Raw genomic sequence first — 13,247 nt, 5'->3', positions numbered from 1 at the left:
TGTATACGTGCCGTGCATAGGTGGGTGCAGTGATCATTTGTGCGACGGGTGGGCAACCATCCGGGCCTTGAGAACGTCGGTTCCTAAGGGGCAGGTGCTCATTGTCACGTCCGGAAAAGACCGGATGGGCCGGAGTTTGTCCCGCAGTGCGGTGTTAGCTTCATGAGCTGACTCGACGTACGCATGAGGACTAGACGGAAGCGGAGCACTCTCAGTCATGGGCCGAGCCGAAGAACGACAAGCGCGGCAGCGCGGTGCCCGCCGGGCAGCGCGCGGGCGCCCGTCGGGCGGGGACAAGCCCAAGCGCACCAGCGGGGGCAAGCCCAAGCGCACCGGCATACGCCGCTTCTTCACCTGGAAGAAGATCCTCGGCACGTTCCTCGGATTCATCCTCCTTGGCATGCTCGGCTTCGTGATCCTGTACCTCGTGGTGGACATACCCAAGGGCAATGCGGCGGCGAAGATGCAGAGCAACGTCTACCGGTACAGCAACGGCGACGTCATCGCCCGCACCGGCGACGTGAACCGCGAGATCGTCGACCTGGACAAGGTCCCGGAGGACGTCCAGAAGACCTTCGTCGCCGCCGAGAACAAGTCCTTCTACAAGGACGAGGGCATCGACTTCAAGGGCACCGCCCGCGGTGTGCTCAACACGGTCACCGGCAAGGGCAAGCAGGGTGGCTCGACCATCACCCAGCAGTACGTGAAGAACTACTACCTCAGCCAGGACCAGACCGTCAGCCGCAAGCTGAAGGAACTGGTCGTCTCGCTGAAGGTGGACCGCGAGAAGAGCAAGGACGACATCCTCGCGGGCTACATCAACACCAGCTACTACGGCCGCGGCGCGTACGGCATCCAGGCCGCGGCCCAGGCCTACTACGGCGTCGACGCCAAGGACCTGAAGGTGCAGCAGGGCGCCTACCTCGCGGCGCTGCTGCAGGCCCCCAGCCAGTACGACTGGACGTCCGCGACGCCGACCGGCAGGAAGCTGGTCAAGGCCCGCTGGAACTACGTCCTCGACAACATGGTCGAGGAGGGCTGGCTGGACTCCGGCAAGCGCTCGGACCTGAAGTTCCCCACGCCCGAGCGCCCCAAGGCCCCGCCCGGCCGCGAGGGCCAGATCGGCTACCTCGTGGAGGAGGCCAAGCGTGAGGTCCTGCGCAACAGCAACCTCAGCGAGGCTCAGTTCGAGGCCGGTGGTTACACCGTCACGCTGAACATCGACCCCAAGAAGCAGAAGAAGCTCGAACGGGCCGTCGACAAGAAGCTGAACGACAACCTCGACCGCAAGAAGAACAAGGCGGACGCCCGCGTCCAGGCGGGCGCCGCGTCCGTCGACCCGAAGACGGGCAAGGTCCTCGCCATGTACGGCGGCGAGGACTACGTGAAGCACTACACGAACAACGCGACCCGCCGCGACTACCAGTCCGCCTCCACCTTCAAGCCGCTGATCCTCGCCGCGGCCCTGGAACACGGCGCCACCACGCAGGACGGCAAGCCGATCACGGCCGGCACGATCTACGACGGCACCAGCAGGCGACCGGTCAAGGGCAGCGAGGTCGGCTTCGCGCCGCCCAACGAGGACAGCCGCAGCTACGGACCCGTCACCGTCCAGAAGGCGATGAACAAGTCCATCAACTCCGTCTTCGCGCAGATGGGCGTCGACGTGGGCATGCCCGAGGTCATGGAGATGGCGGGCAAACTCGGCATGGACGTCAAGGGCCTGCCTGCCGTGCCCGCGCAGACCCTGGGCTCCATGGGCGCGAGCCCCCTGGAGATGGCGGGCGTGTACGCCACGCTCGACAACCACGGCAAGAAGGTCACCCCGGCGCTCGTCGGCTCCGTCGAGCACAAGGACCGCACCGTCGACCTGCCCGACCCGGTCGGCGAAGAGGTCATCAAGCGCGGCACGGCCGACTCGCTCACCTCGGTCCTCACCGGCGTGGTCGACGACGGTACGGGCCACGCGGTGCGCAACCCCGAGCAGGACGTGGCGGGCAAGACCGGTACCTCCGACAACAACAAGTCGGCCTGGTTCACCGGCTACACGCCGAAGCTGGTCACTTCCGTCGGCCTGTTCGGCGAGGGCCCCCCGGGCACCCCGGAGAAGAACAAGCATGTCTCCATGAAGGGCGCGGGCGGCAAGGCGCGCGTCGACGGCGGCAGCTTCCCCGCCGAGATCTGGGCGGCCTACACGTTCGACGCCATGGGCGCGCCGAGCCAGTTCGACCTCGACACGAACATGGGCGCGGCGATCGCGCCGCCGCCGGACCCGACGCAGTCGGTCTCGAAGGATCCGACGCCCACCCCGACGGAGTCCGAGAAGGACCCGACGCCGACGAAGTCGCCGACCAACAAGCCGACGCCGACGCACACGCCGACCCCGACGCACTCGCCGACGCCGACCCCGACGCCGACGCGGACGACCGATCCGGACCCGACGACCTCACCCGACCTCCCGGAGGACCCGGACGACGGCCTGTTCGGCAGGGACTGACCCCGCAGCCGCAGCCGCGGGAACGATCAGCACACGACGAAGGCGCCCCGGACCGAAACGGTCCGGGGCGCCTTCGTCGTAGACCAGAGAGCTGCTCAGCTCCGGTTCAGCTCGAACCAGACCACCTTGCCGGTACTCAGCCGCGTGGCACCCCAGCGCCGCGCCATCTTGTTGACGAGATACAGGCCGCGGCCACCCTCGTCGGTGGCGCGGGCGTTGCGCAGGCGGGGCAGTTGCGGCACGTCGTCGCCGACCTCGCAGCGCAGCACGTCGGTACGGAGCAGGCGCAGCGTGATCGGCCGCGACGCGTACCGCACGGCGTTCGTCACGACCTCGCTGACCAGGAGCTCCACCGAGTCCGTGAGCTCTTCAAGACCCCAGCGCACCAGCGCGCTGCGGGCCAGGCGGCGGGCGCGGGACGGCGTCGCGTTCTCCGGCTCCAGGAACCAGTACGCGACGTCGCTCGGGGCGATCCCGTCGAAGCGGGCGGCGAGCAGCGCGATGTCGTCGTCCCGGTCACCCGGGCCGAGCATGTCGAGCACCTCGTCGCAGAGGGCTTCGAGGGGCGGCGGGTGGTCGGGGCCCGTCAACTGGGCGGTGGCGGCCAGCCGTTCCCGCAGCTGTTCTATGCCGGTCCACACGTCGCGCAGCCGGGACTCGACCAGGCCGTCCGTGTAGAGGAGCAGCGTCGCGCCCGCGGGGGCGTCCAGCTCGACGGCCTCGAAGTCGACGCCGCCCACTCCGATCGGCGCGCCCGGCGGGACCCGGAGCACCTCGGCGCGGCCGCCCAGGTGCAGCAGGACGGGCGGCGGATGCCCGGCGTTGGCGATGGTGATGCGGTGCGAGACCGGGTCGTACACCGCGTACAGGCAGGTGGCCATGCGGTCGGAGCCGAGCCGCTGGGCCTGCTCGTCCAGGTGGTGCAGGACCTCCTGGGGCGGCAGGTCGAGCCCGGCCAGGGTCTGCGCGGTCGTCCGCAGCTGTCCCATGATCGCCGCCGAGGTCATCGAGTGCCCCATGACGTCGCCCACGACCAGGGCGACCCGGCTGCCGGGCAGCGGGATCGCGTCGTACCAGTCGCCGCCGACGCGGGCCGTCTCGGCGGCCGGCAGATAGCGCGAGGCGAGCCGCACGCCCGTCGGGCGCGGCAGCGTCTCGGGGAGCATGGTGCGCTGCAGCTCGTCGGCGATGTACGCCTCGCGGCCGTACAGGACGGCCTTGTCGATGCCGAGCGCGCTGTGCGTGGCCAGCTGGGCGGCGACCAGCAGATCGTCCCCCTCGAACGCGGGCCGGTCGGGGCGGCGCAGGAAGACCGCCGCGCCGATCACCCGGCGCCGTCCCCGCAGCGGCGCGAGGATCGCCCGCTGCCCGCCCGGCAGGGTCCGCCCCTCGCCGAGCAGCTCGGGCAGTGCGGCCCGCGCCGCCGCCGAATCCGCGAAGACCGGGCGCACCCCGCGCAGGACCTCGGCGAGCGCGCCGCCGGGCCGCACCTCGCACAGCTCGGCGCTGCCCATCACGTCGGTGATGTCGGGCTGCACCATCTGCAGCGGGGGCAGGGCGCCGCCGCTGTCGGTCTCCGGCTCCTCGGCGCCCTCGTCGATGGAGCGCAGCCGGTCGGTGCGGCGCAGCCGCAGCACCAGCGGCCCGGTGGGGCGCTCGTCGCCGACCGGCAGCGGATCGCGCAGATAGACCAGGATCGCGTCGGAGAACGTCGGCACCGTCGCCCGGCACAGCCCCATCACGATCTCGTCGAGGTCGATGCCGCGGGCGATGCGCCGGGTCGCGGCGCCCACGAAGCGCAGCCGGTCGCCGTCACGCCGCATCGCCACCGGCCCCGCACCCGGCGGCCGCGGCGCGCCGGAGCGCCGCTCCTCGCCGTCCGGCGGGACCGCCGGGCCGCCAGGGGCGGGTCCGGGCTGGGAGGGCACGCCGCTCTCGGGCACGGGGCGCGGCCGGTGCGGGTCGGGCTCGGCGGCCGGTGACTGGGAGTGCTCGCCGGACGGCAAGGGCGCCTCCGAACGCGCCTCGCCGGCGCCCTCCGGGTGTTCGGGGGAACGCAGCAGCGCCCCGCGGGGATCCGCGGGGGCGGTCGGCCGGGCAGCTGGTGCCTTGCGACCCTCGTGGGGGGTGAGGTGCTCCGTCACGCGTTTCGAATCCGTCCGTCCGGGGCTGCGCGCCGTGCGCGCCGTCCAGCGTTGCACGTTGCTCAGCCGCGTCGGCAGTGCAGAAAGACCTGGTGCTCGGGTGGTGCGTCGCTGCTTGCGGGGGCGTACGAATACGTGTCCTCGCCGGTGATCTCGAAGCCCGCGTCCCGCACGACCTGCCGCAGTTCCTCCCGCAGATATCCCGATACCCGGATTGTGTGCCCCAGGAACGGAATCGCCGCGTCGTCCAGGTCGGCCTCGACCATGGACAGTTCCATCAGGCCTCCAGGTCGCAGCAGACCGTGCAGCAGCCGCAACGCCTCGGGGATCTCGGCGCGCGGCAGCATCAGGAGGGAGAAGAAACAGGCGATGCCGTCGAACGTGCCGACTCCGCCCGGCCCTTCGGCCCGCAGCTCCGCGATGTCGAGTTGCCGGAACCGGGCTGCCGGGACGTTCTTTCTCGCCAGGTCCAGCATGCCCGACGAGATGTCGGTGCCGAGGACCGAGTGGCCTGATCCGGTCAGTTGGCGGGCGGTCGGCAGGCCGGTGCCGCAGCCCACGTCGAGCACGGCGGACCCGGCCGGGAGCGCCGCGGCGAGGCGGCTTCCGGCGTCCAGTTGGCCTTCCTTGTGCGGGAAGGCGTCGTCGTAGTGCTGCCCGATGGCGTCAAAGGCCTCGGCCTGACCTCTGCGGTCCTCGCTCACGTTCTGCCGCCCCTCGATGACTTCCTGTCAGGCACCGCGCGGACGCACGGAGTTGCTGCTGTGCGCCCTTGCGGAGGACGATCCTACGTTTGAACCACGGGGGCGCATCAAGGGTCTCATGAGGACACATGCGCGGGCGTACGGTCCCAGTCATCCGGAAGGGAGGGTACGACCCAGGACGGATCGGGCCGCCAGTTCTGCCAGCCGTCCGAAAACGGCGCCCCCCAGGCACCGATCACGTCAAGTGCGGCCTGCCCGGCGGCGCGGACGTCAGCGGCCTTTCCCGCGTCCATCAGGCCCACCCTGCGGGCCTGCTCGAACTCGTCCTCGTCGTGCCAGCACCAGCTGCGGTCCGGGCGCACGGAGATGTCCAGAAAGTGATCCTCGGAGTCGACGCCGCCGGTCCAACGGACGCGCGGCTCCTCCAGGTTGACGTACCAGTTCTTGAACTTCCAGCCCGAGTCCCAGAACAGCCAGACCGACCAGGGGTCGCCGGGCCGCGCGAGCTTGAGGACTCCGGTGCCGAACCAGTGGCCCGTGCGGACCCTGCGCGGCTTGGTGTAGCGGGTGGCGAGCGGCTCGTGGTGCAGGGGCGTCCCGTCGGCGAGCACCGGCTTCACGCACTCGGTCCCGGGCGCCATCCACACGGCGAGCAGGTCCTCGGTGTCCCGCACGACGGTGACGGGGCGGCAGATGTGGACGCGGTGCCCGGAGTTCTCCCGGTACCGCCACAGGATGTGGTCCCCCGGCGCCCACCGCACCGCTCCGCCGCCGGCCGTCGTCTGCCCGTCGAGGTCTGTCATGGACAGATACTAGAGCCTGTATCTGAAGCCCGCCCGGAGTCCGGGCTCCGTCAGGGATGTGTCATGCGCAGGACGTCCAGGGCCTCGTCCAACTGCTCCAGGGAGAGGTCGCCCCGCTCGACGTACCCGGATTCGAGCACCACCTCACGGATCGTCTTGCGCTCGGCGAGCGACTTCTTGGCGACCTTCGCCGCCTCCTCGTATCCGATGTACTTGTTCAGCGGCGTCACGACGGACGGCGAGGACTCGGCGTACTCGCGGGCCCGCTCGCGGTTCGCGGTGATCCCGTCGACGGTCCGGTCGGCGAGCAGCCGGGAGACGTTGGCGAGCAGCCGGATGGACTCCAGGACGTTCTTGGCGATGACCGGGAGCATGACGTTGAGCTCGAAGTTCCCGGCGGCCCCGGCCGCGGCGACCGTCGCGTCGTTGCCGGTGACCTGCGCGGCGACCATCAGGGCGGCCTCGGGGATGACCGGGTTGACCTTGCCGGGCATGATCGACGAGCCGGGCTGCAGGTCCGGCAGGCTGATCTCGGCGAGGCCGGTGCGCGGACCCGACGCCATCCACCGCAGATCGTTCGCGATCTTCGTCAGGCCGACGCCGATGGTCCGCAGCTGCCCGCTGGTCTCGACGATGCCGTCCCGCGCGCCCTGCGCCTCGAAGTGGTCGCGCGCCTCGGTCAGCGGCAGCCCGGTGGCCCGCGCGACCTCGGCGATCACGGCCGCGGCGAAGCCGGGCGGGGTGTTGATGCCGGTGCCCACGGCCGTGCCGCCGAGCGGCAGTTCGGCGAGGCGGGGGAGCGAGGCGCGCAGCCGCTCGGCGCCGTACCGCACCTGGGCCGCGTAGCCGCCGAACTCCTGGCCCAGCGTCACGGGCGTGGCGTCCATGAGGTGCGTACGGCCGGACTTCACGACGTCGGCGAACTCCGCGGCCTTGCGCTCGAGGGCGGCGGTGAGGTGGTCGAGGGCGGGGATCAGGTCGCCGGTGACCGCGTCCGTCGCCGCGATGTGGATCGAGGACGGGAAGACGTCGTTCGACGACTGCGAGGCGTTCACGTGGTCGTTGGGGTGGACGTCGCGGCCGAGGCGCTCGGTGGCGAGGGTGGCGACGACCTCGTTGGTGTTCATGTTGGACGAGGTGCCGGAGCCGGTCTGGAAGACGTCGACCGGGAAGTGGTCGTCCCAGCGCCCTTCGGCGACCTCGGCGGCCGCGGCGGCGATGGCGTCGGCGATGTCCTTGTCGAGCACCCCGAGCTCCGCGTTGACCTGGGCGGCGGCCGCCTTGATCCGGGCGAGGGCGGCGATGTGGGCGCGCTCCAGGACCTGCCCCGAGATGGGGAAGTTCTCCACCGCGCGCTGGGTCTGGGCCCGCCATTTGGCGTGCGCGGGGACCCGTACCTCGCCCATGGAGTCGTGCTCGATCCGGTACTCGCCGGTCTGGCCGCCGCTGGCGTCGCTGGTCATGCGCTGAACCTACCTCTCCGCTCAAACCCCGTAAAAAGTTGAGCACTTGTCTTGTTCCAGGTATTCCCAAGCCTGCTACTGACCAGTAAAAACCCTGGGTAACACCACACCGGGGAGGCGCAATGAAGCGCATCAATCGCAGCGGTGGCCGACTGCGATGTTCGTTCGCGGCAGCCGTCGCGATGGCCGCCGTGCTCGGCACGGCCGCCGCAGTACCCGCCCAGGCGGCGGACGGGAGCGGGGGGAAGGCGCCCGCCGCGGCGCCACTGCCGCCCGATCTGGAGAAGATCCGGGCGGACGAGGCCACGAAGCTCTACGGCAGTCCGGCCGAGCGCCCGATGGCCGACCGCAAGACCGGCCTGATCTCGCTCGGCGACAGCGAGATCTCCGGCGAGGGCGTCGGGACGTACGAGCCTGGCACCGACGGCCCCGTCAACTGGTGCCACCGCTCGCCGGACGCCGCGATCCACCGCACCGGCATCCCGGCCGACGTGACGTACAACGTCGCCTGCTCGGGAGCGCAGACCGCCAACATCAGGATCGGCGGTCAGAAGCAGTACGCCGACGAACTGGTCCAGAGCGACAACCTCGCGGTCAAGGCCCGAAACACCAAGATCAAGACGATCCTGCTCGTCATCGGCGCCAACGACGACCTCGACTTCTCCGGCGTGATGACGGACTGCGTGACCCGCTTCCTGCTCAGCCAGGGAGCGTGCGCGGGCAAGTACAACGACGGCTGGCAGGCGCGGGTCGACGGCCTCGTGCCCAAGGTCGAGCAGTCCCTCCGCGACCTGAAGACCGTCATGAAGGACGCGGGCTACCAGGACGGCGACTACCAGCTCGTCGCCATGGGCTACCCGAGCCCGATCGGCCCGGACTTCCGCGACAACCCCAAGTTCCCCGGCAAGCTCGCCTGCGGCGGACTCGGCTACGACTCCGACACCGAGTGGGGCCGCAACTACGCGGTGCCCGCCTTCGAGACCGGCATGCGCAAGGCCGCCAGGAACGCGGGCGCGACCTACCTCGACAACTCCCGCCTCTTTCACGGCCACGAGGTCTGCACGGAGGACACCTGGGCGCGCGGCCTCTACGTCGACCTGTCCAACCCGTTCCCGCCGGACTCCAACTCGGTGCGCCAGTCCTTCCACCCGAACGCCCGCGGCCACGCCGCCTTCGCGTCCTGCCTCACCCAGATCTACGACTCGGGCAAGCGTGAGGGCAGTTGCGCCGACCCCGCGAGCACGGGCAGCCCGAAGCTGTACGAGGGCGCCTGGGACGACGCGTACAAGCCGCTGAAGAACGAGGCCACCGGGACCTGCGTGGACGTCGACGCGTCCAAGAGCCGCAACGGAACCAAGGTCCAGGGCTGGGACTGCACCGGCAACCGCAACCAGACCTGGTGGTACGACGGCACGCAGCGGTCGCTGCACACCGGTCTGACCCAGGACCGCTGCCTGGACGTGCCGGACGGGGCCTACAAGGAAGGCGCCGCCGTCACCCTCTGGAACTGCCACGGCGGCGGCAACCAGAAGTTCGTCCGCGAGGCGGGCACGGTGCGGCCCGCCGCTGCCAGCGGGCTCTGTCTGACCCTTGCGGGGGCCAAGGAGCCGGTGCGGCTGCAGAAGTGCACGGGGGCGGCGAACCAGCGGTTCGCCTGACGACAGGCTCTGGGAGCCGTCCTCCGCGGGAACTGCGTGACCTTGCGCTGCGGGCGCGTCGTGGCTGGTCGCGCAGTTCCCCGCGCCCCTCAAAAGATCACACCAGGCCGGGCCCGCGCACCGGGATGTGCGTGAACGTCGGCTCCGGGGCCGGGTTCTGGAAGAAGTCGTTGCCCTTGTCGTCGACGACGATGAAGGCGGGGAAGTCCTCGACCTCGATCTTCCAGACCGCCTCCATGCCGAGCTCCTCGTACTCGACGACCTCGACCTTCTTGATGCAGTCCTGCGCGAGGCGCGCGGCCGGGCCGCCGATCGAGCCGAGGTAGAAGCCGCCGTGCGCGTCGCACGCGTCGGTGACCTGCTTGCTCCGGTTGCCCTTGGCGAGCATGACCTTGGAGCCGCCGGCGGCCTGGAACTGCTCTACGTAGGAGTCCATCCGCCCGGCCGTCGTCGGCCCGAAGGAGCCGGACGCGTAACCCTCGGGGGTCTTCGCGGGACCGGCGTAGTACACCGGGTGGTCCTTCAGGTACTGCGGCATCTCCTCGCCCGCGTCGAGCCGCTCCTTGATCTTGGCGTGCGCGATGTCGCGGGCCACGACGAGGGGTCCGGTCAGCGAGAGACGGGTCTTCACCGGGTGCTTGGTGAGCTCGGCGAGGATGTCGTCCATGGGCTGGTTGAGGTCGATCTTCACGACGTCAGCGGACTCGTCCAGGTGGGAGTCCTCGGTCTCCGGCAGGAAGCGGGCCGGGTCCGTCTCCAGCTGCTCCAGGAAGACGCCCTCGGCCGTGATCTTCGCGGTCGCCTGGCGATCGGCCGAGCAGGAGACGGCGATCGCGACGGGCAGCGAGGCGCCGTGCCGCGGCAGGCGCACCACGCGCACGTCGTGGCAGAAGTACTTGCCGCCGAACTGCGCGCCGATGCCGATCTTCTGCGTCAGCTCGAACACCTTCTCTTCGAGCTCCTTGTCCCTGAACCCGTGACCGGTCTCGGAGCCCTCGGCGGGCAGCTCGTCCAGGTAGTGCGCGGAGGCGTACTTCGCGGTCTTCAGGGCGAACTCGGCGGACGTGCCGCCGACGACGATCGCCAGGTGGTAGGGCGGGCACGCCGCCGTCCCCAGGGACCGGATCTTCTCCTCCAGGAACTTCATCATGGAGGCCTCGTTCAGGACGGCCTTCGTCTCCTGGTAGAGGAACGACTTGTTGGCGGAGCCGCCGCCCTTGGCCATGAAGAGGAACTTGTAGGCGCCGCCGTCGGTCGCGTACAGCTCGATCTGGGCGGGGAGGTTGGAGCCGGTGTTCTTCTCCTCCCACATGTTCAGGGGAGCCATCTGCGAGTACCGCAGGTTCAGCTTCGTGTACGCGTCGAAGATGCCCTTGGAGAGCGCCTTCTCGTCCTCACCTTCGGTGAGGACGTGCTGGCCGCGCTTGCCCATGACGATGGCGGTGCCGGTGTCCTGGCACATGGGGAGCACGCCCGCCGCCGCGATGTTCGCGTTCTTCAGCAGGTCGAGCGCCACGAACTTGTCGTTGCCCGAGGCCTCCGGGTCGTCGACGATGCGCCGCAGCTGGGCCAGGTGGGCGGGGCGCAGGTAGTGCTGGATGTCGTGGATCGCCTCGGCGGCCAGCTGCTGCAACGCCTCCGGGTCGACCTTGAGGAACGTCCGCCCGTCGGCCTCGAAGGTGGAGACACCCTCGGCGGTCACCAGCCGGTACGGGGTGGTGTCCTCTCCCAGCGGGAGCAGATCGGAGTACGCAAACTCTGGCATTACGGCCATTCCTCACTCGGCAGACAGCGGCGCGGCCTCCATTGGCGACGCGTCATCCAGCGTAGAGCGCGTACGTCGGGCCGATCCTGTGAGGTAAGGCTCAGTAGATCTGCCGCGACCCGCGGGGCACGGCAAGGGATTGTCCGCAGGGTCGGTTGTCCACAGGGGTAGTCGCGATCTATCGCGTCTGGGTACGCTGCTCTGCGTGGACCTCGAAAAGCATCCTCCAGCGCTCCGTGCCTCCGACGCCGACCGGGACCGCACGGCGGACGTCCTGCGCGAGGCCCTGGCCGAGGGCCGACTGACCGCCGAGGAGCACGCGGAGCGGATCGAGGGGGTGTATGGCGCCAAGACCATGGCCGACCTGGAGCCGCTGGTCCGCGACCTGCCCGCCGCCCACGCCCCGGCACCCGCCCGCGGCCGCGCCCCCGAGCCCTCCCCCGAGCCCGCCCCCTCCCGGCCGTCCCCCGGCGTCGTCCCGCCCGTCGCCGACGAGAACCTCGTCGCGGTGCTCAGCAGCTCCGCGCGCAGGGGCCGCTGGCGGGTGGCCCGCCGCACGCACGCGTACGCCGTGTTCGGCAGCGTCGAGATCGACCTGAGCGAGGCGATCTTCGAGCAGCGCCAGGTCGTCATCAAGGCCGTGGCGATCTTCGGCTCGGTCGAGATCCGCGTCCCGGAGAACGTCTCGCTGCGTGGCAGCGGCGGCGGCGTGCTCGGCAGCTTCGAGGTGGACACGATCGACTCGCCGGACCAGGACGCCCCCGTGGTCTACGTGGACGGCATCGCGGTCCTCGGCAGCATCGAGGCGCTCCCGCAGCGCGGCAAGCTCGTCCGCGATCTGCACCGGCGACTGGGCAAGCGCACCGGCCACTGACGGCGCTCGTCGGCCACGATGAGGAAGCGGCACATCCGTACATCGGAACTCAGTGCATAGGCGCGCACACAGCGGGTAGAGCTTGCTGCATCGTCTCTCGCTCGCGAAGCCGTCGTCAGGAGTAGACCCGTGCTGCAACCGTCGCATCAGTCTCTGCAGGTCGCCGCAGTTCCGGCCCAGCGGTCACCCATGCGAGATCGGGATGATGACGCCCCGTGGCACACCGAAGCCGTGTGCCGCCGCGATGAAGCCGGCCTGTTCTTCGCCCCGTCCAAGGAGCCGACCGCGGCGCGGCTGTCGCGGGAGGAGGCCGCCAAGCGCGTCTGCGCCCGCTGCCCCGTAATGGTCGAGTGCCGCGAACACGCCCTCCTCCAGCCCGAGCCGTACGGCGTGTGGGGCGGCCTCACCGCCGCCGAGCGCCGCGTGGTCCTGGCCCGCCGCCGCCGGCGCGACCTGGAGCTGAAGAAGGCGTCCCACGCGGCGGGCATCGCGGCCGCCGGATAGCGGTGGGGCGCGGCGCGAACCACATGCCGAAGGGGGCGTCCCAGCATGGGACGCCCCCTTCGGCATGTGTACGGTCTGCTGCCTGCTGCGTACTGCTGCCGTTCTACTTGGCGCGTTCGAAGTCGACCGCGCTGTACGCGCGCAGCTTCGACAGCCGGTGGTCGGAGTCGATCTTGCGGATCGTGCCCGACTTGGAGCGCATGACCAGGGACGAGGTCGAGGCGGTCGCCGCCCGGTAGCGCACGCCCTGGAGCAGCTCGCCGTCGGTGATGCCGGTGCCGACGAAGAAGACGTTGTCGCCCTTGACCAGGTCGTCCGTGGACAGCGTGCGGTCCAGGTCGTGGCCCGCGTCGATGGCCCGCTGGCGCTCGGCGTCGTCCTTGGGCCACAGCTTGCCCTGGATCACGCCGCCCAGGCACTTGATCGCGCAGGCCGAGATGATGCCCTCGGGGGTGCCGCCGATGCCCATGAGCAGGTCGACGCCGGTGCCCTCGCGGACCGCCATGACCGAGCCCGCGACGTCGCCGTCCGAGATGAACTTGATGCGGGCGCCGGTCTCGCGGATCTCCTTGACGATGCCCTCGTGGCGGGGGCGGTCCAGGATCATGACCGTGACGTCCTCGGGCGAGGAGTTCTTGGCCTTCGCGACGCGGCGGATGTTGACCGAGGCGGGCGCGTTGATGTCGACGTAATCGGCGGCCTCGGGGCCTGTGACCAGCTTGTCCATGTAGAAGACGGCTGACGGGTCGAACATGGCGCCGCGGTCGGCGGCGGCCAGCACGGCGATGGCGTTCGGCATGCCCTTCGCGCAGAGGGTCGTGCCGTCGATCGGGTC

10 protein-coding genes are annotated in these 13,247 nt (G+C 70.3%); 4 read left to right on the top strand and 6 right to left on the bottom strand.

Annotated elements, in window-relative coordinates; genetic code table 11:
- The first annotated feature begins 217 nt into the window (after window positions 1-217).
- On the top strand, window positions 218-2,497 hold the full coding sequence (locus ABZ953_RS02960) for a transglycosylase domain-containing protein (protein WP_361715735.1): 2,280 nt from the start codon (window positions 218-220) through the stop codon (window positions 2,495-2,497).
- A gap of 95 nt (window positions 2,498-2,592) precedes the next feature.
- Here the strand turns inward: ABZ953_RS02960 and ABZ953_RS02955 are convergent, their stop codons facing one another.
- From ABZ953_RS02955 to ABZ953_RS02940, 4 genes are all read right to left on the bottom strand, one after another.
- Entirely contained in the window at window positions 2,593-4,503 is a 1,911-nt protein-coding gene (locus tag ABZ953_RS02955; RefSeq protein ID WP_361717000.1) for an ATP-binding SpoIIE family protein phosphatase, read from the bottom strand.
- A gap of 200 nt (window positions 4,504-4,703) precedes the next feature.
- Window positions 4,704-5,345: a class I SAM-dependent methyltransferase gene (locus ABZ953_RS02950; protein WP_361715732.1), complete on the bottom strand. Its 642-nt coding sequence runs from the start codon at window positions 5,343-5,345 to the stop codon at window positions 4,704-4,706.
- A 116-nt stretch (window positions 5,346-5,461) separates the two neighbouring features.
- A complete protein-coding gene (locus ABZ953_RS02945) occupies window positions 5,462-6,148 on the bottom strand; it encodes a DUF402 domain-containing protein (protein ID WP_361715729.1) in 687 nt (228 codons plus the stop codon).
- Between the two features lie 50 nt (window positions 6,149-6,198).
- On the bottom strand, window positions 6,199-7,611 hold the full coding sequence (locus ABZ953_RS02940; RefSeq protein WP_361715726.1) for a class II fumarate hydratase: 1,413 nt from the start codon (window positions 7,609-7,611) through the stop codon (window positions 6,199-6,201).
- Window positions 7,612-7,733: 122 nt separating this feature from the next.
- Between ABZ953_RS02940 and ABZ953_RS02935 the strand changes: the two genes are divergently transcribed.
- Entirely contained in the window at window positions 7,734-9,269 is a 1,536-nt protein-coding gene (locus ABZ953_RS02935; RefSeq protein WP_361715723.1) for a ricin-type beta-trefoil lectin domain protein, read from the top strand.
- A gap of 97 nt (window positions 9,270-9,366) precedes the next feature.
- Here the strand turns inward: ABZ953_RS02935 and ABZ953_RS02930 are convergent, their stop codons facing one another.
- Window positions 9,367-11,034: a fumarate hydratase gene (locus tag ABZ953_RS02930; protein ID WP_361715720.1), complete on the bottom strand. Its 1,668-nt coding sequence runs from the start codon at window positions 11,032-11,034 to the stop codon at window positions 9,367-9,369.
- A 205-nt stretch (window positions 11,035-11,239) separates the two neighbouring features.
- On the opposite strand from ABZ953_RS02930, the gene ABZ953_RS02925 reads away from it, so the two are divergent.
- Together ABZ953_RS02925 and ABZ953_RS02920 are read left to right on the top strand one after the other, a co-directional pair.
- Window positions 11,240-11,908 carry a DUF1707 domain-containing protein gene (locus tag ABZ953_RS02925; protein ID WP_361715717.1) on the top strand — a complete coding sequence of 223 codons (669 nt, stop codon included), beginning with the start codon at window positions 11,240-11,242 and terminating at the stop codon, window positions 11,906-11,908.
- A 129-nt stretch (window positions 11,909-12,037) separates the two neighbouring features.
- Window positions 12,038-12,412, top strand: coding sequence for a WhiB family transcriptional regulator (locus ABZ953_RS02920; RefSeq protein ID WP_361715714.1), 375 nt, complete (start codon window positions 12,038-12,040; stop codon window positions 12,410-12,412).
- A 103-nt stretch (window positions 12,413-12,515) separates the two neighbouring features.
- Here the strand turns inward: ABZ953_RS02920 and ABZ953_RS02915 are convergent.
- Window positions 12,516-13,247 (bottom strand): fructose-bisphosphatase class II family protein (locus ABZ953_RS02915; RefSeq protein WP_361715711.1); only part of this gene is annotated, 732 nt, incomplete at its 5' end.

The sequence above is a fragment of the Streptomyces sp. NPDC046465 genome, from assembly GCF_040646035.1.
GTDB lineage: Bacteria > Actinomycetota > Actinomycetes > Streptomycetales > Streptomycetaceae > Streptomyces.
This window is presented reverse-complemented; position numbering and strand designations above follow the sequence as displayed.